This is a genomic window from Legionella sp. PC1000 (assembly GCF_014109805.1).
GTDB lineage: Bacteria > Pseudomonadota > Gammaproteobacteria > Legionellales > Legionellaceae > Legionella > Legionella resiliens.
Map to the genome: position 1 here is coordinate 549,403 of NZ_CP059400.1, position 22,064 is coordinate 571,466.

The window sequence follows — 22,064 nt, forward strand, 5'->3', positions numbered from 1 at the left end:
CCAAGTCGGCTCTAAAGCCGACTAATCGCAACTATTCTTGCGCTGTGGATGCAGCAACCAAGTGGGTGCTCTTTATTTTCATGAACTATTTCATTAAAAACGGATATGCAAATAAATAATTTATTTCATTTGTACAAGTTCATAATAGTATGGAGATATGGGTTTCCCCCTTCCCTGGCTATGCGACCAGAGTTTCTTCGGAGGGTCAAGCACTGCTATTCTGCTACTGATGTAAGGTAAATTAAAATCACTGGGATCTGTAGCAATTAAAATTAAAATCTTTCCAGAGGGCATTGTTGCACTTGACCAATATTGATACATCAAACTATTCATGCCAAAAATATGTCTTCCGATAACAGGATAAATGTTTTGGATTTTTCCATGTTCCAATAGTTTTTTTTGATAAAATGCAAGCTCACTCCCTATATTATATGCATCTAATGGAACAAGAATAGGCTCGTTATTTCTTGTATCGCTCACATTTTTTGCTAAATCATGGAACTGTTCCGTCATATTTTCCCAGGAAATCATTTTTTGAAAAAACGTTTTTGAAGCTTTTTCAGAGACTCCAAATGCTATCATGCTGATTAAGAGAGCATAGCAAGGCAATAAAAAAAATGAGATTAGATGCCATTCCTTGTGGAATTTGTTTTTAGAAATCAGTAGTGCAAGCCAAGGAATAATAGCGATTAGTCCGGGGCCTATCCAATCCAGTCTAATAGAATGATTAAGACTATATACTCCAAAAAAACCCAGAGGAAACAGCGTGAATATTTGCAGAAAGCGTTTTGTCTTTACTTCAATGTTGATCGATTTTTTATTCCATAAGAGATAAAGGCCCATTACGCCCGAAGGCAATAAAAACAGGAATACCAAACCAATAAAATGATGGAAGGAAAAACGATGGGCCGGCTTAAATCGACGTACGCTTTGAAATACAAATGAAGCCCATTCATGCATGAAATTCCAATAAATTACTGGGGTAAAAATGAGTAGGGCAATCAATGCGCAAAGATAAGGTTCTTTCTTGATAAACCAATATCGGGTTGAAGGTACTGTGATTAAATAAATAAGTACAGCAGGGCCAAGTAATACAATTGTATATTTGGACAACATTCCTAAACCAAGCCATATACCTGCTTTGTACCAGGATTTAGATTCATCGAAAATAAATATGCGATAAAAATAATAGAGTGCGGCTGACCAACAAACCAGAACCGGTTGATCAGGTGTTATTATGGTAGACTGTATAAAATAAAATGGCATGAGTGAGAGTAATAATACTGCGTACAGTCCGGAGCCTCGATGAATTAATTCAGTTAATTTGAAACTGAAAAAGGCGGCTCCTGCCCAACAAAGCAGTGCAGGAATACGAACAGCAAATTCACTGGTACCAAAAATCAAAGTAGAAATTTTGATAAGCAAAGCGACCATGGGAGGATGGTCCAGATAACCAAAATCGAGATGTTGTGAATAATTCCAGTAATAGGTTTCTTCAACAAACAAGTTGTGTGAACCAATGCCTAAAAAACGGACGGCCAGGGAAACCAAAATAATTGAAAAAGTGAATAATATGCTCATATTTTGGCTTACTCCATTACGAGTAAGAGCAATATTTTCGGATTTAAGTATGGAAGTCATTATCCCTGTACTGAAAACTTAAACAGGTCACATCTTATCCTTTTTAAGGACACTAAGCAAAGTAATAATTCTTAATTATTTGATTTTATTTGGATGATAAAATCAGGAAGAATGGCAGCTTAAAGGGGTGGATAAATTTGGTGTTGGGTCTAAAGGCCTGAGGTATCGTCAGTTTTTGATAAGAAACCTCCACTAATTTTTTCGCCTGCATATCGCGCTTAATTTTCTCGCCTACGTACCGCGCTTTATGCGCGGTACGTAGAGAAATTTAAGCGGTACGTAGATATTAAAGCGGTACGTAGATATTCTGATTTAAAAACTGACAAATTGTCCGGAAAATGAGAATATCCCTCAGGTCATGTTGACCCAATACTTTTGAATGAATTTTTATATTTATATTTGCTTTTTTGAATTTGATCTATGTAACAAAAAGCGCACTCCTAGTTGGCATTAAAAATTTTTATCGCAAGAGTACTTTGAGGATATTCCGTTTTCTTTCGTATATCTTCCAAACTCGTAAAGAAATTAAATGTCCAATTGCGATCTTGATACGAAGCAGTATTGCGTCCTGATGTTTTACCTGCATCTCGCTCAAGAAATCCTTTTTCCAAGTCAGAATCTGCAATGTTAACCATGGCATGAATTGGATTGGATGCATCCCTCTTAACCAAACAAACGCCTTGATTTAAACCGATATCTTCAAAATCACAATCAACGATCTTATATTTTGTTTTGCTGGTCAGTGCTTGAATAAGTACTTGAATGTCTGCAACTTGTGTACTCACCTTAATTTCAAAAATAGCTTTTTCCTTATTGTAGGTAATACTTACATTATTTCTATTTAAAGTATTATCATATTTGTGCAAGAGCTTTAAAATTTCACTTTTCTCATTTCGGATATTTACTTTTTTGGTACCGCACGATAATGAAATGAGATACATTACATTCTGTTTTGTCTTGGGTTCAGATTCTGATATAAAATCTTTAACGTCTCCCTGCATGGCTACGACATGCTCTGTTGAAGCCAAACACGAAACCGGTAAGGTAGGCGCTTTAGGCGCCCTTGAAATAAGATAATGCTCTTTATCTACCTTGCGTTTTTTTACCATGGAAGTATTTACTTCAACTGTTCTCCCATGGAACATATAAGCTGAATAACCTGATTCACGCGATGTATGCAGGGGAGTTTCTGAGTGATGTTTCTTCATGAACTCATCGATTTTCTTTTGCTCATCCTCATCTTCTACAGGAACAATTTTTTTGCCAACTTCTTTATAATAGTGCTGTTCACGTTGGCTTGACATGCGTTTTCTTTTCATGGGCCTTGTTGATCTAAATGATTCAATTAGAAAAATAATTGAGCGATATTATATTAGAATAAAATTAAGAAATTATTAAGTCCAGGCTTTAAAAAGGGTAATTATGGTCCACACAAGATCCTCAATTGATTACTACACATGGATTCTTTTTTAAAGTTGATGTGTCGTGCTATGATCATATTGGGCATTAATGTCTACCCCATAGGTATCTTGCCCAAATTTTCTTAGCGTTTCCCAGGAGTTTGGAAATTTATAAGGATCAAAAAAGTGGAAGAAGCGATACATTGTTGAACCGTAGCTAATTACCTCTCCTTTGGAATTGGTTGTTAGGTTGAAATGAAGTTGTAACGGTTTTTTAAATTCTTCTATTCGTTCTATAAAATTTTGCACTGACGTACTCTCTTTAACATAGTCCACGAGGGATTTTTTAAGAGCCTGCCAGTTGCCTTGATTATGTTGCACTCTCGCATTGATTAATTCAGACTCGAATGTCTGTGAATCAAATTCATCGGGTGATGCAGTAGACTTAGTTGCTGCAATTGACTTTTGTTTTTGCAAAGTCCATTGGGAGATTTTTTCTACATTAGGAAGACCCGAATACGGTAACGCCTTTTCTCCAGCTAAAACACGTTCCAGATTTCTGAATTGATGAAATTTTTTATGCAGCTGGGTTTGTTCTTCCTTGGTTTTGTATTGAATATGCTTTAAAAATTCATTTTCATCTTGATACGTTTTAATTAAAAAAGCATCCTGGCTATAATGATAACGACCGATGATTTTATCGGCGATTTTTCTAGCATATTCTGCTGCGGTAAGCTGGATGTTTGTCTGGACTTTTTGGGTTCTATAGGACGACCCGTCGGGTTCATTTTTAGTCAAGGTATAAGTGGCTTTTGCATTAGGATTTGTTCCATTTGCAATAAGAGCTTGAATTATTGCAATATGGTGATCCATCGTTTGAAATGGATCATCCATGAGGTGAGTCATATTTTCGAGGTAGAAATGCAACAAAGACAAGCCTGTTACAGATACCTCCCTTCCGTCGCTATATGAATCATCTCCGAAGGGATCTGCATAGGTAATAGTTCGGGCAATGGTTTTATCAAATTCCGTTCCCTTTTCTTTTAACTCAGGCAATAGTTTTAGAAAATCTAAGCCTCTTAATTTATTATCATACTTATCAAATAATTGAAAGATTAGATAATATGGTGACATTGTGGCTTGATGATTTAACGTTTTTGGGTCTGCTTTGCCTAGAAAGAAATCAAACAGGTTTTTATAGCCCATTTTTAGCGCGGACATTAAGGGGGTAAAACCATTATTGGGGTTGGTTACATCAAGAGTGGCACCATGGTCAAGCAGTAATTTTACTACGCGAAATACTGACTCTTCCCTTACATGGGTGATATATAAAACTCCGGCAGAGATCGCTTGTATTATTGCAGGTAAGTTGAACGCATCTGATGTTTGGGTACTGGCCCCTTGTTCCAGTAAATACGTTAACATTGCCAGAGCATGTTCCTTGCCTTTAAGAACAGCCAAAATAGCCGGGTTGAGAATACTCATGTGACTGAGATCACCCGCTTTTTGAATGCTGCCCGCAGCGCTTATCACATTCTGCACCAAATCCATTCGACCGGCTTCAATGGCTACATGGATGGGTAACACATTGATATACTGCTTCTCAGGGATTAAACCTGCTTTTTTAAACGCTTCAAACAGATTCGCATGTTCTTTTAGCTTTGCCCAGGTAAACACTGGACTTTCTTTATCTTTTAGCACCCATTCGAAGAGCTGGTTTTTCTCGTGGGTAGAAAATGGAGAAAAATAGTTATTTGCAAGAATCTCTAGTGCAGATGGCATATCAGGTTTAGGCTTGAAGAATAAGTCTGCCCCGAGTTTAATTAATAATTGAAACCCTTTGAGCGAAGCTGTATGTATCGCCGCCTCAAGGGGAGTATGTACAAAATAAGAATGTTCATAGAATAGATCGAGGGTGTGATGTTCTTTAAGGACTGCACGAGCTTTGTTTTCGATGTCTTTTAATTGCTTCTCTATTTTTTTTCGATGTCTTATATCTGGATTAATTGCTTTAAATAATTGTTTTATGGACTTGCTCATGAGTTTTCCTAACATCAAGTGAATAAAAAGCAAGATTAATGAGAGTTCTGATATAAAAAACGCAATTTTTAATCTCGGTGTGCATTTTATCATCGCGCCTTATAATGCTCAAATAGATTCTGGCTGCAAGCAGCCAGGCTACCTTACTATCTCTTGAACACATCTCTGCTACGCCTGTGGCTTGTCCGCCGGGATCCAGCATTCTAGAGCAGATCTTCTGGATTCCCCCGTACAACCCCGCGAACACGTCGTGGGGGCGGGATGTAGGGGTAGAGCGAGACAGGTTTTCCAGTACGATAGTTAGCGGATTCAGTTGCTGCAACCCGGGTTAGTCTGAGGCAGCTATCACAGGAACCCATGTCTACTATTCAAGAAGCAAGGGCATGCCATGGTGAGTAAGAGCTAAGTATTAGTATCATCATTTCCCCCTGGTGAAGGGGAAAATGTTTTTACATTTCTTGATTCAGGTTGAATTACTGGCACATTAGTTGATGGTTGGAACATTCGATAGACATTGGTATCACTGGGAGGTTCCTGCTGTATTTTTGCCGCTTCTTTTACCTTCGAGGTTGCCCCCTCAATATATTCCTTAATCATAAGATAATCTTTTTCATCTTCAGCTTGCATGAGTTGTCCAATTGCGTCAACGAAACTATCAACATCATTAGAAGAAATATTTACTTCATATTTTCCTATACATTCATGCAAAAAAGAAAGTGAAGGCACTATTTCTGCTTTTACTTTTTCTTGAATGGCTTTCGATTTAAATAGTGGAGTATCACTCTCCATTGAAAGAAGATTATTTAAAATATGGAGGGTAAATTTTGGATCTGAAACTGCTTTGAGCATCGGTAATACGAGATTGATATGCTGTTTTTTTAACTCCAGCTCGATTAGCTGTTTCAGCTGATCTTGATTATTTGCTGAACCCTTGATAATTGCCTTTAGCAATTCGCTTGTAGTCTCTTCATTTGGTGAGCAATCAAAAATGGTTTTCTCGTCACTTCTTACATAAAGAGGATCGTATTTTAATAAAATTTTAAAAATATCTATTCGACTATTTTGGGCTGCAAGCATTAAGGGTGTCATTCCAGCACCATTTATTGTATTGAGTAATTGTTTATTTTCATAAAGAATAATTTTTATCGTTTCTTTTAAGACAGATGCATCCATGGTTTCATCTCCTGGACTTTTACAAAGAAGATGAAATGCATTATTGCCCATCTTGTCTACCAGATTAATATCTGCTTTACATTGTAAGAACAGGTTTACAAGTACAGGATTATTAAATACGATGGCAAACATGAGAGGAGTCTGTCCTTTTGCATTTCTTAGTTCAGCCATTTTTTTTATTTCAGCGATTGTTTCTTCAGGGTGACTCTCTGCACGTTGTGTAAGTATGTGCGATAAAGTCACACTCGTATTAGAAATACAAGCATAGTGTATTGCTGTATTCAAATCTTTATCTACCGCATAAATATCAGCGCCTTGTTCAATTAAATAAGCTGCAACAGTTGGGTCATCTAAACCAATAGATAAAAACAACGGTGTTTTACCCTCTGGTTGGGGAGTCTCTAAGACGCTGCGGTCTTTTTCGACAAGGAATTTGACCAGCTCGATCTTCCCTGTTGTGCATGCATGATGAATCGCACTGTAGCCTTTGGAATTAGGCACTTTTATATCAACTTGGTATTTATTTACAAGTAATTCTAAAAGAGGTAAATGTCCCTCTGCAGTAACAAGTGCAAGCCATTGAGGATCATTTTTTATAGAGAGATTGAAATTAGGACAACAATCCAACAAATATTCAGCAACATTTTTATGCCCACGTTGAAGCGCAAAATACAAACCAGTGTCATTTTGATCTTCAAGTGTCTCTATATATTCAGGACCTAGTTTTTCTACAAATAATTTAACGATATTCAAATCCCCTGCAATGCAGGCATTTAAGAAAGCAATCTTAGCTCCTTTTAAAACCTCAGGGTGTTTTTCGGCAAAGATGCGAGCAATATCAGCATTTCCATTTTTGCACGCTACTCTAAATAATTGGAGCGGATCATAGTCAATTTTATGTTCAGGAATTGTAGGTTCCGTGAACCAATTTTCTAGCGCATCCATATAAGCGCTCCGGCCAAATGTAAGAACCCGGAAAAAGCGGTCGTTGTTTTATCAAAACGAGAAAAAACACGCCGAAAGTGTTTGATTTTGGAGAAAAAAGCTTCAACTAAAAACCGCTCTTTGTACTGCTCTTTATCGATTTTTCTTGGGTTCTTCGCATTCTTTTTTGACGGAATGGTTGCAATACAGCCTTGACTCTCCAGTGTGTCAACAAGTGCCTGTGAATCATATCCTTTATCTGCAAGAACTATCGTGTCACGCTGCTCCTTCAATAGCTCTGCTGCTTGAGTAATATCGTTTCGATGTCCCCCGGTCAGGATAAACTTAATCGGATTCCCCAGTCCATCCACCAAAGCGTGAATTTTAGTGGTAAAACCTCCTTTACTGCGCCCCAATGCCTGAGCATCATTCCCTTCCTTGTCGTAACCAGATGCACACGCATGCGCGCGCACTATGGTGGCATCAATCATGACGGCTTGATCATCAACATCGCTAACTGAAGACATTAAGCCAGTCCAAATGCCGCGATCTGACCACATTTTATATCGCTTGTGAATTTTACGCCAATGTCCGTAATAGGGCGGGAGCAGGCGCCATTGACAGCCTGTACGTAATACATACCAGACTCCTTCCACAAAGCATCTTGTCTTCTCATTATTCTTAATGTGCAATCCTTTTACTCCTTGCAGAAAAGAATAAATTGTATCCCAGACTCGTTCTGATATATTATTATACATGTAGGCAGTTCCATTAGTGTTGTTAACGATCGCAATCGAATTTCACTATAAAAACTGCCTACTTTTCAAGTAATTAAAAAAATTGGTTCACGGAACCTAGGTTCAAGAAGAAATTTTACTAATTTTTCGTTGCCGCTGTTGACGGCGGCTAAAATGAAACGGGAGTCATTTTTTAAAATACCTGGATCATGTTCAAGCAAAACTTCAACCGCGCCTAGACGGCCTTTAACACAAGCAAGATATAAGCTGGCAAAGTTAGCTTCAGCCTTGTTAGTTAATAATAATTTTGGCAATTCTACATCATCGCGCAATGAAATTGCATAAATCAAAGGCGAAATCTTCTCAGTATTTGGTATATTAACTAACTTGGGATTACTGGTTATTATTTGCTGAGCTATGCCAGCTTTTCCTTCGATGCATGCATGATGTAATACAGTATTTCCTTTCTTATCTGTTAAATCAGAGTTTGCGCCGTGGTCTAACAAAATTTGGACAATCTCATTAAATCCATGCTTACACGCCAACATGAGTGGGGTTAATCCTTGCTTATTAGGTATATTAAGGTCAACTCCTTTTTCTATAAGTTTATTTATAAGTTCAACATTTCTTGATTTAACAGCAGAAAGTAGTAATGTTGTTGTAGAAGTTATATGTAGGTCACTTCGTCTAATTTCTTTGTGTATTGCACCTAGGGTAATAGATCCTACTGAGCCAAATTGCAATTTGTCTATTTCTTGCATTACCTCACTTGATGGATTTTTTAATGAATTGAGTTGCCATTTGTTTTCTTTTGATAAGCCATATATCATTACCGTATTGCCTTGCTTTATCAAAATTGGAATATTTCCGTGCTCTGCCGATGCCCTGCTCAATTGTTCTTCTTTCAGAGTTACCCCCCTATTTATTTCTACTAAGAGCATGGGATAAGGTTTTTGTTTTTGATTTTGAAGATGTTTTGCAAAAGTAGCATTTAGGAGACGTTCATATGCTTGTATGTTGTGTCCGCTTAATGCATTTTCTCCTTTTAAGGCATCAAGTTTTTGTATTTGATCCAGTGCTAATTCCGGTTTTTCACATACAAGGGCACATTCCAGGAGTTTTAATTCACGGGCTGGTGACTTCAATTGGAGTATATCATCCAACAAATACTCCATAACCAATTGATTGTTGTTTGAAACGGAATCGGCTAAACAATGCTCTAAGGTAAGCGGTAACTGTTCTTGACTCAATTTCGGCGATAGTTGCTGATATAATTGTTTAAAATCATTTAAAGGTTGTGAAGTAAACTCAGCTAGAAGGGTATCGATATCCCGTTCACCTAAATGGGTTAATTCAAGTCCATATTCTTTAAGCTTATCGATAAAATAATCATATACCTCTCTTGTTTTCCTTCTTATACTTAGAGAGGTAGAGATAGAGGGAGTAAGATTGTCCAGTATTAATTTAATGACGTCGTCGTGATCCCCAAGACCCGCCACAATTTTTTTTATGGCGACTAGATTATCTGTTTTTGCTGCGATTTCTGCCCATGTTTTACCATCAGCATCAATTCTACGTATATCACCAAAACTAGTTTTATGAATATCAGAATTTACTTGTATCGAAGCCATTGCTTCTTTTACTTTAAGGGCTTGCTCTTTACTATTTACAGAGGCAGCAAAAGATATGCCAATGTATTCACCTTTATTATCTTTAGCATGAGGCTTATATGCGCTTGTTATTAATGTTGCTATTTCTTTTGCAGAGGAAGGATCATTATTAAAAAATTTGAATTTACGATTTGGATCAAATACGATCCATTGGTTATTCACATAAGTAAGCTCAATTGCATGGCTGCATGCAGTTAGGCTAAATGAAATAGGTTGATATTGCGGCGCAATTTCCGCAAAAGACTGAATTAGTTTTTCAAGTGATTCATTATTATAAACACCACATACATCCCCTGCCGGGAAAATGTTTTTTTTCTGAAAATATTCTGGATTAATTTGATGGCCATTTTTTTTCTCGATTAAATTGATAACTTTTTTAAACGATTCATTTAATATTTTGAATGGCTGTTCACCGGATTTAAATACGGTGTTTAGATCTTCTGCAAGAAGAGTTCCTCTAACCTCATCTCCTTTTGGATTTATGAAAACATAGTCAAGACCTTCTGGAGTAAACTTAGCATAGAATTTGCCTTTTTCTGGTACTTGATTTGATAGTTCTTCAATGCCATATTCATTATTCCACGTGTCCAAACCCAATAAAGAAAGTGTTTCTTCTACGTTCTGTGATTTAATCGCGAGTTCATTAGGAAACAATCGTGAGTAATGTCTTGGTTGTTGTAGGATCTCGACCATTTCACAGAAACTAGCGGCCTCAAGCAACTGTTTTTCCGTTTCGGTGAGTTCTTCCTGTGGATTTTTTGCAATCCTTGCCCTTAATGCATCAATCTCCTCTTTTTTGACGAGGTGACGGTTTTCATTGATAAAATCTAACATCGTAAAGAATGAATCGGTCTTGTTATTGAGACAATAAACCATAAACAAGCTGGCTAATCCACGACATACTCCACCACGACTGCTTCTGTATCCCAGCCTTCTCATGCTATCAATAAACCATCTTTGCCCATCAGGTAGATTTTCCATTCTGGATTGCATAAGATCACCTAGGTTTGTATTTTGATTATACGTTTAATTATAGACCATTTGATGTGGCTAAAATGTGAGAGATTAAAGCAATTTTCCAATCTGTAGCGGCATCAAAGTGATTGGGATTTATTAGGAAATGCAACAATGAAAAATTCAATGCAATGAAGGTATTATGATAATTTTTGCTGCAAAATTTTCTCGCAATGAAAGACCAATTAGGTGATGATTTTTTCCCAGCTAAGTGCCATGTAATTGTACGATTAAAAACCCTTGTGGTTAATGTTTTTCAATCTTGTTCTTGACAGGCTCATCCTGAATCACAATAATTCGACTGATTTTTTGAAAATCCCTTCGCTGCAAGGACTGCCGGCCCTAACTAGGAAAAGAATATGAAAAATAAAATAGTTATGTTGGCTTTAACTCCCTTAGCTTTTACTTTCACGCTTGATGCTTATGCTGTTGATTACCGTTCGAATGGCTTATCGTTAAGTACTTCTGTAGGAATCCTATCCGGTAAGGCTAATGAATATGTTTATAACCAAGAAACAGACACTAAGTTAAGCCAGCTCAATTGGCGCATAAAGAATGCAGTAATAATAAACGGGGAACTAAATTATGATTTCCTAACCTGGCTCAGTATTAATGGCAAGGGGTGGATCACCTTGGCAAAAAATAAAGCTGCCATGGATGATTATGACTGGCTCAATCCTTATCAAGAAACCTGGACTGACTGGTCACATCATGAAAATACACATCTTAATTATGCCAATGAAGTGGATCTGAATTTAAGAACTTGGTTGATGCAAAATGAATATTATAAGCTGGGCGTGGTAGCAGGTTATCAATGGAGCTCCTTCAGCTGGCGAGCAATTGGTGGTTGCTACCAATATAACAGTGGTTCCAATACAGGTTGTTTCCCTGGTAATCAGCTTGGAATTGGATACCAACAAAAATTTAGAACTCCTTATGTTGGTTTGGCAGGGAAGTATTTCATCAATAATTTTGAATTCAATGCTCTTTTAAAATACAGTGATTGGGTTTCAGCACGAGATCATGATGAACATTATGCGCGCAACTTAACGTTTAAAGAGCAGGGAAATAACTCCAGATATTATGCTGCAACAATTAATTCTGGCTATCATGTCACGCGCAATGCGAAAATTTTTGTTGAAGCGTCCTACAATCATTATTCGAATGGGCGTGCTGATACCGAAATAATCGACAACGATACCGGTGCGCATTTCTATGAGAGCGATTCAGCTGGTTTATCTAATAAAAACTACAGTGTCGCGCTCGGCCTGCAGTATCTTTTTTAGAATAAGCACGCAATTTATGTGTGCAGGAAAATACTACCTCATAAAGTAGCCTGGGTGAAGCGAAGCGGAACCCGGGTTACGGCTTCGCCGGCATCCAGGCTTTAACGAGCAGGTTAAGTCATATTAGCGTTGGGTTCATTGCTAAATTTTGCTTTTCGTGCTTTCCTGCTCGACATATTTAAAATAAATATTTATCCGTTTGGGCCCCTGTTAGAGAATGCAGTAGTTATTTCATCATGTATTGCACCTCCGCCATTGATTATATTTCTTAAGGCATTATCCACTTCACCAACATGATCATTCGATGAATTTTGAGCAAAAAACATGCCTGAGAAATAAGTTCTTCCCTGATTGAGCAGATTGGAGCCTGGCCTTCTTTTTTTCCCTATTTCATGGAGTTGTGAAATTAACAATCCATTGACTATCAAACCTGCGGTCAATGCAAGGCGGGAGTCAATTAGGAGCAGGGGTGATAGAATCAAATTTACTACTCCAAGTACCTGTAAGGTCTTTTGCATTTTGACTTCAGGAGGATCGTTTCTAGGCATGGTAAATCTCCTTATAATTATTTTTTTGAGTGGTTGGAAAGGCATAGAATGAGCCGAATATATGCCCGATTGTAACACAGAGTGCTCAAGTGGCAAGTAATTGATATTAATATTATTATTGCTTTATTCACTCTTTTAAATGTACTTATCTGCTTCTCATCTCGCGCCATAATTGACTTCAAAGCAAAATATTTTATACTAAAAAATCTCATGCGGTACCATCTCAGTTCAGGAAGAACGCCGATGCTTTTCCACCGGTTACCTTTAAAGTCTCTGTCTTATTTCCACAAGGCTCCTATTCGTTTCATGGCCCAAGTCGCTCATTCCCATGGTGATGTCGCTGCTTTTCAGTGTCTGCATCAGCGCTTATGGGTACTTCGTCAACCTGATTTGGCGGATGCTCTAGTGAAACATAGCTGTTTTGCCAAGTCTTCTTTTGTGTTTAAACAGCTTATCCCTATTACGGGCCGCCAAGGGTTGGTCCAGTTAGATGATAATGATTGGAAACATAGAGTGCCTGCAATTAAGCCACAGTTCTCTATTCAAGGATTGAATGACTCATTGCCTTTGATAACCACTAATATCGATAACGTATTGCAAGAATTTAATAAGGGGCTCATTGATATTCACCCAATCATTATGAAGTTGACCATGGGCAACATATTAGCCTTAATGGGTATTGAAGGTGTGGGAGATGTAACACCAATCATTAATGATATGTTGGTATTAAATCAATACTGTGGCCAACGCATGCGGCAATTGCTGCGGTTGCCTTTATTTTTGCCATTGCCCCCGCATCGATTGATTCATAAGAAGGCTTCTGAGTTGAGGATAAAATTAGACTTCCTATTACAAACAGCCAGCGTCCGTAGCAGTTCACCATTGCATCAACTTCAACTACACTGGCCTAGGAGGGAATGCATCGATCACTTAAGTACGTTTTTATTTGCTGGTTTTGAAACGACAGCGAGTTCTATTACCACCGCGCTGCATTATCTGGCTAATAATCCAGAATGGCAGCAGGCTATATTAGAAGAAAGCTCCGACAAGGCGCAGTTGTCCGTGCAATTAATGAGGCAATGGTCTTGGACTCAAGCACTTTATTGTGAAACACTTCGTCTCTATCCCCCGGCATATATGCTCGTTCGTCAACCAACGGTTGATGTGAGTTTGTACAATCTGAATTTCCGTTCTAATGATTTGGTGATCATCAATGTCTATGGTATGCAAAGACATAAAAAATACTGGTCAAATCCAATGTCATTTGATATCAGGCGGCATCTGAATGGCTCTCCATTTGCCAATAAAGCGTTCATGCCCTTTGGTTTAGGAAAGCGTATTTGCACCGGACATCAGTTGGCTATGACTGAAAGCATGCTGATTTTATCTGCAATGTGTCGGCGTTTTCGATTATCAACACCAAGCAGTATCAAACCAATAATGAATGCTGAAATTACGCTACATCCAAGGAGCCATATATGGTTGAATTGCCAGCCACGCTAAACCGTTGGTTAAGTGAGTACCTAAGACTGGATATGGGACGTGATGAACGTTTATTTACTCAGTTTTTGTCTTTTGGTTATGCAAAGACTACTTTATCCAGTGTCAGCACTCTTTTTTATGAACACTGTCAACTGGCAAAGTGGATGCTGGGCTCGCTCATTACTTTGACAGATGATTTCACCGATCATCCTTCATTCAAGAGCATGCAATGGGTAACAAGCTTTATTGCGGCAATCCAGGGTGGTCATCAAGTAGCTTCTCTATCTGTTCATCAGCAACAAGCACTAAATCTGGCTTGTCAATTGTACGGATGGTTACACCAGTCTATACATAAAATGACCCTTCAACCAAGACTTATTGCACTCATTGAGTTTGACTTGCAGCAGTACTTCCTCAATATGCGTTTTAGTACCCTTCTCAACAGCGACCCTTTATTAATCTGCAAACGAGAGTATCTGTGGCACGCTCCGCATAACATGGGTATGGTTATTGCGGGAATGATGGATTTGGCGTGCAGTGACCGCATTGAATGGCAAGAAATGGCCGCCATGCGAGAAATTTTTTACTGTGCTCAACGCAGTGGACATATCTGTAACACATTAACTACCCTGGATAGAGAAACAGAAGAAGGGTGTATCAGCAATGAAATTCAATTAAGAAAAATGCATGGGAAGAATGGAAGCGAAGAACGCATTGTTGAGTTTCTGCGACAAGAAAGAGCGGATCTGTATAAAAAAATAGGTGAGGAATCTTTAAAAACATTCTCGGCCCAAGATTATGCGCAGGGACTTAAACAACTGCAAACTTTACATGAAGACATGCAAGGCGTGATATGAAATCATCGCTAACCATCCTTGGTGCAGGTGCGAGTGGATTATTCTCAGCACTGGCTTTATCGCCGTACTATGAAGAGATTTTACTCATCGACCGATATTGGCCTGATGAACTGGGTCTCAGTCAAGGGGCCCCCCAAAGCCATCATTTGCACGTACTGTTAGCAGAAGGGCAGCGATTATTGAGCTCCTTATTGCCAGATGTTTGGCGGCAATTAACCATTAGGTCACTCCCGGTTGTTGATTGGGGCAAAGATACCTGGTGGAAAACCCCATATGGCATACTTGCACCTAATGATTGCGAAGTGAGAACCCACCTATTTAGTCGGCACTACTTAAACCAGGTTTTATGGTCTCAATGTCAACAACGGAAAAACATCAGAACCTTAACCGCTACAGTAGGGCAATGGCTGATTGCGGAAAGAAAGATAAAACAACTGCACTTTAAAGAAAGAGAATCTCTGGCTATAACAGGACACGTTATTGATGCGCGGGGTAGGGCGTCTGATTTGCAAAAGCAATTAGGGCTGGAAAGTTTACACGTGAACAATCAATATCGATATTTTTCTACTCGGTTGGAGCAAAATGATTGGTTAACCGATTTAAAGGCCAAACAGGTTTATATTCAAGCCTGCCCTAAAAGACAACCTATTGGTTTGGTTTTGTCGCCAATAGAAGGAAATGCACTGATTTTAACGTTGATTGATACTACAGGGACAATCAAAACTGATGAGCAAAAACAAGCAGCAGTAAGCTGCTTATTTGAAGAAAACCAACTGGGCCATATCCATTGTCTGGGCAAGTCCTGGATTCCTTACGCTAATTTGAATAATAAGCGTTTAATTATTGAGCGTCAGCGTTGGCCCTTGAACTTATGGGCTGTTGGAGACTGTATTGGATATCAAAATCCAGTATATGGACAAGGCTTAACCGTTATTCTTAAGCAAGTGGAGCTGTTAAAGAAGCGTGGGAGAGTTAATTGGGTGAAGCAAAAACAGCTACACCGCTGCAGTTGGATACCTTGGTTATTGGCCTCTAATCAGGACATGGTTCGTGACAAGAGTAATGCTTTTCAATGGGGGATGCAAAAATTATTGCGGCGGGCGTCCAATGATCCGTCTGTTGGGAAAACATTTATTCAGCTTTTGCACCAAATCAAGTCTCCCTGGGTTTTATCGAATCCGAGATTAATCCTCAAACTGACTCGCAGAGGTAATTATGATTAAGCTATACCAGTATCCTGGTGTTTGGGGTATGCCCAGTTTATCGCCATTTTGCAGTAAGGTATTTTATTTTTTAATCTGGGCAAAGATTCCCTTTGAGGTCGTCCAGGTTTTCAATCCCCGTCAAGGTCCCAAAGGTAAATTTCCTGTGATCGATGATGATGGTGTTGTGGTTGCTGATTCCGAATTTATTATTAAGCATTGTCAGGAAAAATATAGGCTGAACATTGAAGATCCCGTTGAAGATTTGCCCATCAGACGATTATTAGAAGAGCATCTCTACTTCATTATTTTATATTCTCGCTGGATTGATCCAGAAAATAAAGAGCAGATTGACAGGGCATTCAGACATTTTTTTCCCAAAGGCATGGGCAAACTCGTGTTATCTCTAATTCGTCGCCAACTACGAAAGCAAGGCCATTTTCAAGGCGTTTCCCGGCACAGCAGACAGCAAATTTATCAGAAAGGCGTTGATGATTTGCAGGCAGTGGAGTATTTCATAGTCCAGAGTCAACAAGATGAGTGCCGTGTGATTGACATGTCGTTGTATGCCTTTTTGCAAGTCATCCAACAAACCCCACTGGATATTCCTATTCGTTCTTACCTGATTGAGTCAAAAGCTATCCAGAATTATTTAGTTCAGAAGAGAAATCTATTCGAGCATTAAATTAATCTATAGTTGATAAGTTTTGTTTTTAAGTATTTCTTATATCTTTTTATTTTGATGAAATTCTTTTTTTTAATTCTATAAAAATTTTGACAAGCCCAAATCTATTATTGCCCACTTTATTAGCGTGGAGTAGAATTTCTGCGGCTGCAGTTTAGCGAAAGCAGAAAACTCAAATACATTATAAGGAAGCAATAAAGTGGAACGAAGTTCTCATCCTCCTGTGCACCAACATTTCAAGTATCGTGCAGACATTGATGGCTTAAGAGCTATTGCTGTTTTATCGGTAGTGGCTTTCCATGCTTTCCCCCAATGGGTGAAAGGAGGATTTGTTGGCGTAGACATTTTTTTCGTAATTTCCGGCTTTTTGATTTCCACAATTATTTTTGAAGGCCTTGAAAAAAATAGTTTTAGTTTTGTAGATTTTTACAAAAAAAGAATCAAGCGCATATTTCCTGCATTGGTGTTTGTGCTGCTCTTTTGCTTAATATTAGGATGGTTTGCCCTATTTCCTCAGGAGTACAAACAACTGGGGAAGCACATTATGGGGGGAGCTGGTTTTATATCTAATTTTTTACTTTGGTTTGAGACCGGGTATTTTGATAATGCAGCGGAAACCAAACCATTGTTGCATTTATGGAGTTTAGGTATAGAGGAACAGTTTTACATTATCTGGCCCTTCCTCATTTGGTTCGTATGGAAAAAACGATTAAATCTATTCTCTGTAACGGTACTGGTAGTCCTTATATCGTTCCTCATCAACGTAAAAAGAGTTAGCTTAGATGCTACCGCTGCCTTTTATTCACCGCAAACCCGTTTTTGGGAGTTATTATGCGGAAGCTTATTAGCTTATATTACTTTTTATAATATTAATTTTTTCAATAAGATAGGAAAAAGAATAGATGCAGTACTCGCCAAAATTATTTACCAAAAAGGTAGAGCGTCTAACGGGGAGATATTAAAAAATACGCTTTCTTTCTTCGGAATTATGATCATTGCATACTGCCTTTATACTTTTTCAAAAAATACAACCTTTCCTGGCGCTTGGGCATTACTTCCTGTACTGGGGGCCATATTTCTCTTGGCAGGGAACAATTCATGGATAAATCGCGCCATTCTTTCCAATCGTATTATGGTATGGTTTGGTTTAATTAGTTATCCACTCTATTTATGGCATTGGCCTTTACTTTCTTTTGTAAGAATTATGGAAGAAGATCTTCCTAGTAGAACTATTCGATTAATCGTGGTTGGAATTTCAATTGTTTTGGCTTGGCTTACTTATAAATTAATCGAAAAACCCATACGACATGGAATTGGGCGGGACAGGACTAAAGTAGCTTTTCTTGTAGGGTTAATGTCCATTATGGCGAGTTTCGGTTTATTCCTGCAAAAATATAACGGCCTCGACTTTAGAATTAAAAATCTGAACAATTTGAATAGCGTACACGATATTGTTGCTCTTCCCTTGCTTCCGCTAGAAAATACCACTCCTTGCGAAAAGATAATTCCTGAGTTCAAGGATTTTAAATTTGCTGGGGATGGTGTTTGTGTTTTATCAAAAAATCAAGAACCAGATATTATGTTTCTTGGTGATTCTCATACTTGGCATTATCAAAACGCATTATGGAAGCAATTCCCTTCGCAATCGGTTTTGATGCTGGTATCAACTTCCTGCCTTCCCTTTTCCAGTAATCACTTTTTAAAAGGCGAGTGTAGAAAAAAATACGATGAAATACTTGCATTTTTGGAGACGAATAAATCGATTAAAACAGTCGTTTTAGGAGGTTATTGGGCTTATTTAATGACAGGGGGGTTTGAGACACAAGGAACCAACTGGCGTACCGCAAAAGCTTTAGATCCGGAAGGTACGAAGAGTTTTCTGGAGAATGGGCGCTATTTTCTGAGCAAAGCCATTAAGGGAAATAAGGAGATTGTTTTTATAAAGGATATACCTGATTTAAATTTCAATATAAATACCTGCTTTAAAACAAGACCACTCCAACTGCCTCATAAAGTAACTTTTAATAAAGAGTGCTCCATGGATAGGGCCAGTTATGAACAGAGGGCTAATGGTTATGACAATGTTGTAAACCAATTGTTAGCAGAATTTCCGCAAGTAAAAATTTATGACCCCAGGCCTTTATTTTGTAAAGACGAGAAATGTATAGCGCGCGGAGAGGTGCTGCCTTATTACTTTAATGGCGATCATTTAAACTATTATGGTGCGAATATTGTCATTGAGGATTTAAAACATAAAGAACATTTAGATGAAAAAACCGACTTGGCCATGATAGAGCCTAAGAAAGGTAAAGGATAATAGGTTGGATTCAATACCTGAAGTATTGTCAACTTTTTTGATTAGAGATCTTTATTCAAGAAATATTTTACTTACTACGTCCCGCGGACAAGCCCTGAGAGTTGGTCACAATAAGTGACCAACTCTCAGGCATAAAGCGCGGTACGTAGAGAAATTTAAAGCAGTACGTAGAGAAACTTAAGTGGTACATGATAAATTTAAAAAACTGACGATCGTTCAGGGTCTGTTTACCTGAGGTATCGTCAGTTTTGAGAAACCTCCACTAAATTTTTCGCCTACCTCTACCGCGCTTAATTTCTTCGTCTACGTCCCGCGCTTTATGCGCGGTATCCAGGGGATCTTGCTATAGAAATGCTCAGCGGCATCTTAAAATATCGTTCTGGATACCGCGCATAAAGCGCGGTACGTAGGAAAGCAGTACGTAGAGAAATTTAAGCGGTACGTAGAGAAACTTAAGTGGTACATGATAAATTTAAAAAACTGACGATCGTTCAGGGACAAGCCGCGGGACGTAGAAACAAAAGATAATGAACGTGACGTTCCCTAAGTCTTAAAGGCCCCAACTTACCATACTGCGGCTGCAGTTTAGAGTAAGCAGAAACTCAATACATTATAAGGAAGCAATAAAGTGGAACGAAGTTCTCATTCGCTTGGGCACCAACATTTCAAATATCGTGCAGACATTGATGGCTTAAGAGCTATTGCTGTTTTATCAGTGGTAGTCTTTCATGCTTTTCCTAAATTGATGAAAGGAGGATTTGTTGGCGTAGACATTTTTTTTGTAATTTCCGGTTTTTTGATTTCCACTATTATTTTGGAAGGCCTTGAAAAAAATAGTTTCAGTTTCGTAGATTTTTACAAAAAAAGAATCAAGCGCATATTTCCGGCATTGGTGTTCGTACTGCTCTTTTGCTTAATATTAGGATGGTTCGCCTTATTTCCTCAGGAGTACAAACAACTGGGCAAGCACGTTATGGGGGGAGCTGGTTTCATATCTAATTTCATACTTTGGTTTGAGACCGGGTATTTTGATAATGCAGCGGAAACCAAACCATTGTTGCACTTATGGAGTTTAGGTATAGAGGAGCAGTTTTATATTATCTGGCCCTTTCTCATTTGGTTCGCATGGAGAAAAAAATTAAATCTATTCTCTATAACCGTATTGGTAGTCCTCATATCGTTCCTCCTCAACGTAAAAAGAGTTAGCGTAGATGCCACAGCCGCATTTTATTCACCGCAAACCCGTTTTTGGGAGTTATTATGCGGAAGCGTATTAGCCTATATTACTGTTTATAATATTAATCTATTGAGTGAGGTACGAAAAAAAATAGATGCCGCACTGACCAAAATTATTTATCGAAATCGAAGAGAGTCTAATGGGGTGCTATTAAAAAATATCCTTTCTTTTTCTGGGCTTCTCATCATTATCTGCTCCTTTTTTACCTTTTCAAAAGCTACGGTTTTTCCTGGGGCCTGGGCTCTAATTCCTGTGCTAGGGGCTTTACTTCTCGTGTCAGGCAAAAACTCATGGACAAATCGTGTCATTCTTTCTAATCGTATTTTAGTGTGGTTTGGTTTAATCAGTTATCCACTTTATTTATGGCATTGGCCTTTGCTCTCCTTTGTAAAAATTATGGAAGGAGGTTTTCATCATAAAATTTTTCAATGGGTGGCCGTTGGACTCTCTATTGTTTTAGCCTGGCTCACTTATAAATTAATCGAAAGACCAATACGGCATGGGTTTGGGCAGGATAGGACTAAAGTAGTTTTTCTTGTAAGTTTCATGTCCATTATGGCGAGTTTCGGTTTCTACATAGAAAAAAATAACGGCCTCGACTTTAGGATTAAAAATCTAAACGATTTAAACAGCTTAAACGCGATCATTAATCTTCCCCTCCTTCCGATAGAGCCAGCTTTTGGATGTGCATTGAAAATTCCTGAGTTTAAGAATTTTAAATTTGCAGGTGATGGGGTTTGTTATTTATCAAAAAATCAAGAACCAGATATTATGTTTCTTGGCGATTCTCATATTTGGCATTATCAGAATGCATTATGGAAGCAATTTCCGTCGCAATCGGTTTTGATGGTTGTATCAAGCTCCTGCCTGCCTTTTTCCAGTAATTATTTTTTAAAAGACGAGTGCAGGAAAAAATACGATGAAATTCTATCATTTTTGGAAACGAATAAATCCATTAAAACAGTCGTTTTAGGTGGTTATTGGGCTTATTTAATGACTGGGGGTTTTGAGAAACAAGGATCACACTGGCGTATGGCAAAAGCTTTAGATCCGGAAAGAACTAAGAGTTTTCTAGAAAATGGGCGCTATTTTTTTACTAAAGCGCTTAAGGGAAACAAGGATATTGTTTTTATAAAGGATATACCTAGCTTAAATTTCAATATAAAAACCTGTTTTAAATCAAGACCGCTTCAGCTGCCTCATAAAGGGGGTATTAATAAAGAGTGCTCCATGGATAGGGCCAGTTTTGAACAGCGGAACAGTAGTTACGACAATGTTGTGAACCAATTATTGGCAGAATTCCCGCAAGTAAAAATTTATGACCCCAGGCCTTTATTTTGTAAAGACGAGAAATGTACTGCTCGTGGTGAGGCGCTGCCTTATTATTTTAATGGCGATCATTTAAACTATTATGGTGCAAATATTGTCATTGAAGATTTAAAACATAAAGAACATTTAGAGCAAAAAACAGACTTGGCCATGATGGAACCTAAGAAAACCAAGGGACAATAGATTGGTACAAGCGGACAGGTCAACCCACAATTACAGTTATGCCTATGCAGGGATAATAGCCTTTAATGTAGCCTGGGTGCAGGCGAAGCCGTAACTCGGGTTTCGCTTCGCCACGGCTCGAGTATCGATTTGCAACACGCCGACTTGTCCGCAATTTTATGCAATCGTTCTAGATCCCACGGACAAGCCGTGGGATCTGGAAATATAAGGATTCTGTTCTCGCGATGTATGACAGTTTAATCTTATACAATTGCAACGAATTATATCTATGTTAATTACAATTAATACTTTTTGATTTTATTGTGATTAAAAAGTATTGAATAAATCATTATGATCCAG

At 38.2% G+C, this 22,064-nt stretch carries 14 protein-coding genes; 7 read left to right on the forward strand and 7 right to left on the reverse strand.

Going from position 1 to position 22,064, the window contains the following annotated elements:
• Window positions 1-120 precede the first annotated feature (120 nt).
• The 6 genes from FOLKNPGA_RS02380 to FOLKNPGA_RS02405 form a co-directional block, all read right to left on the reverse strand.
• Window positions 121-1,581: a glycosyltransferase family 39 protein gene (locus FOLKNPGA_RS02380; RefSeq protein WP_182351581.1), complete on the reverse strand. Its 1,461-nt coding sequence runs from the start codon at window positions 1,579-1,581 to the stop codon at window positions 121-123.
• Between the two features lie 500 nt (window positions 1,582-2,081).
• Window positions 2,082-2,945, reverse strand: a complete 864-nt coding sequence (locus tag FOLKNPGA_RS02385) for a hypothetical protein (RefSeq protein ID WP_232890469.1) — start codon at window positions 2,943-2,945, stop codon at window positions 2,082-2,084.
• 165 nt (window positions 2,946-3,110) lie between these two features.
• Window positions 3,111-5,081 (reverse strand): ankyrin repeat domain-containing protein, encoded by a 1,971-nt coding sequence (locus FOLKNPGA_RS02390; RefSeq protein WP_182351583.1) that lies wholly within the window; start codon window positions 5,079-5,081, stop codon window positions 3,111-3,113.
• A gap of 402 nt (window positions 5,082-5,483) precedes the next feature.
• The gene (locus FOLKNPGA_RS02395; protein WP_182351584.1) at window positions 5,484-7,199 is read right to left on the reverse strand and encodes an ankyrin repeat domain-containing protein; all 1,716 of its coding nucleotides are present in this window, start codon (window positions 7,197-7,199) and stop codon (window positions 5,484-5,486) included.
• Window positions 7,187-7,936, reverse strand: a complete 750-nt coding sequence (locus FOLKNPGA_RS02400) for an IS5 family transposase (protein ID WP_058441825.1) — start codon at window positions 7,934-7,936, stop codon at window positions 7,187-7,189. The genes FOLKNPGA_RS02395 and FOLKNPGA_RS02400 overlap by 13 nt, the downstream gene beginning before the upstream one ends.
• Before the next feature lie 65 nt (window positions 7,937-8,001).
• Window positions 8,002-10,578, reverse strand: coding sequence for an ankyrin repeat domain-containing protein (locus tag FOLKNPGA_RS02405; RefSeq protein ID WP_182351585.1), 2,577 nt, complete (start codon window positions 10,576-10,578; stop codon window positions 8,002-8,004).
• A 380-nt stretch (window positions 10,579-10,958) separates the two neighbouring features.
• Here FOLKNPGA_RS02405 and FOLKNPGA_RS02410 point away from each other — a divergent pair, with 380 nt between their 5' ends.
• On the forward strand, window positions 10,959-11,885 hold the full coding sequence (locus tag FOLKNPGA_RS02410; protein ID WP_182351586.1) for an omptin family outer membrane protease: 927 nt from the start codon (window positions 10,959-10,961) through the stop codon (window positions 11,883-11,885).
• Window positions 11,886-12,076: 191 nt separating this feature from the next.
• Here FOLKNPGA_RS02410 and FOLKNPGA_RS02415 read toward each other — a convergent pair whose 3' ends face one another.
• Window positions 12,077-12,433, reverse strand: a complete 357-nt coding sequence (locus FOLKNPGA_RS02415) for a hypothetical protein (RefSeq protein WP_182351587.1) — start codon at window positions 12,431-12,433, stop codon at window positions 12,077-12,079.
• Window positions 12,434-12,739: 306 nt separating this feature from the next.
• On the opposite strand from FOLKNPGA_RS02415, the gene FOLKNPGA_RS02420 reads away from it, so the two are divergent.
• The 6 genes from FOLKNPGA_RS02420 to FOLKNPGA_RS02445 all read left to right on the forward strand — a co-directional run bounded on the left by FOLKNPGA_RS02420 (window position 12,740) and on the right by FOLKNPGA_RS02445 (window position 21,725).
• Window positions 12,740-13,936, forward strand: a complete 1,197-nt coding sequence (locus FOLKNPGA_RS02420; RefSeq protein ID WP_182351588.1) for a cytochrome P450 — start codon at window positions 12,740-12,742, stop codon at window positions 13,934-13,936.
• Window positions 13,912-14,772 (forward strand): hypothetical protein, encoded by an 861-nt coding sequence (locus tag FOLKNPGA_RS02425; RefSeq protein WP_182351589.1) that lies wholly within the window; start codon window positions 13,912-13,914, stop codon window positions 14,770-14,772. The genes FOLKNPGA_RS02420 and FOLKNPGA_RS02425 overlap by 25 nt, the downstream gene beginning before the upstream one ends.
• Window positions 14,769-15,995, forward strand: coding sequence for a hypothetical protein (locus tag FOLKNPGA_RS02430; RefSeq protein WP_182351590.1), 1,227 nt, complete (start codon window positions 14,769-14,771; stop codon window positions 15,993-15,995). Before FOLKNPGA_RS02425 ends, FOLKNPGA_RS02430 begins: the two co-directional genes overlap by 4 nt.
• Entirely contained in the window at window positions 15,988-16,659 is a 672-nt protein-coding gene (locus FOLKNPGA_RS02435) for a Tom37 metaxin N-terminal-like domain-containing protein (RefSeq protein WP_182351591.1), read from the forward strand. The genes FOLKNPGA_RS02430 and FOLKNPGA_RS02435 overlap by 8 nt, the downstream gene beginning before the upstream one ends.
• Window positions 16,660-16,858: 199 nt before the next feature.
• Window positions 16,859-18,976, forward strand: coding sequence for an acyltransferase family protein (locus FOLKNPGA_RS02440; RefSeq protein ID WP_182351592.1), 2,118 nt, complete (start codon window positions 16,859-16,861; stop codon window positions 18,974-18,976).
• 628 nt (window positions 18,977-19,604) lie between these two features.
• Entirely contained in the window at window positions 19,605-21,725 is a 2,121-nt protein-coding gene (locus FOLKNPGA_RS02445; RefSeq protein WP_182351593.1) for an acyltransferase family protein, read from the forward strand.
• Window positions 21,726-22,064: the final 339 nt, after the last annotated feature.

Excerpts from the sequence above, each read along its gene's own strand:
- FOLKNPGA_RS02380 (WP_182351581.1), bottom strand. The coding sequence starts at position 1,581 with ATGAGCATATTATTCACTTTTTCAATTATTTTGGTTTCCCTGGCCGTC.
- FOLKNPGA_RS02385 (WP_232890469.1), bottom strand. The coding sequence starts at position 2,945 with ATGTCAAGCCAACGTGAACAGCACTATTATAAAGAAGTTGGCAAAAAA.
- FOLKNPGA_RS02390 (WP_182351583.1), bottom strand. The coding sequence starts at position 5,081 with ATGAGCAAGTCCATAAAACAATTATTTAAAGCAATTAATCCAGATATA.
- FOLKNPGA_RS02395 (WP_182351584.1), bottom strand. The coding sequence starts at position 7,199 with ATGGATGCGCTAGAAAATTGGTTCACGGAACCTACAATTCCTGAACAT.
- FOLKNPGA_RS02400 (WP_058441825.1), bottom strand. The coding sequence starts at position 7,936 with ATGTATAATAATATATCAGAACGAGTCTGGGATACAATTTATTCTTTT.
- FOLKNPGA_RS02405 (WP_182351585.1), bottom strand. The coding sequence starts at position 10,578 with ATGCAATCCAGAATGGAAAATCTACCTGATGGGCAAAGATGGTTTATT.
- FOLKNPGA_RS02410 (WP_182351586.1), top strand. The coding sequence starts at position 10,959 with ATGAAAAATAAAATAGTTATGTTGGCTTTAACTCCCTTAGCTTTTACT.
- FOLKNPGA_RS02415 (WP_182351587.1), bottom strand. The coding sequence starts at position 12,433 with ATGCCTAGAAACGATCCTCCTGAAGTCAAAATGCAAAAGACCTTACAG.
- FOLKNPGA_RS02420 (WP_182351588.1), top strand. The coding sequence starts at position 12,740 with ATGGCCCAAGTCGCTCATTCCCATGGTGATGTCGCTGCTTTTCAGTGT.
- FOLKNPGA_RS02425 (WP_182351589.1), top strand. The coding sequence starts at position 13,912 with ATGGTTGAATTGCCAGCCACGCTAAACCGTTGGTTAAGTGAGTACCTA.
- FOLKNPGA_RS02430 (WP_182351590.1), top strand. The coding sequence starts at position 14,769 with ATGAAATCATCGCTAACCATCCTTGGTGCAGGTGCGAGTGGATTATTC.
- FOLKNPGA_RS02435 (WP_182351591.1), top strand. The coding sequence starts at position 15,988 with ATGATTAAGCTATACCAGTATCCTGGTGTTTGGGGTATGCCCAGTTTA.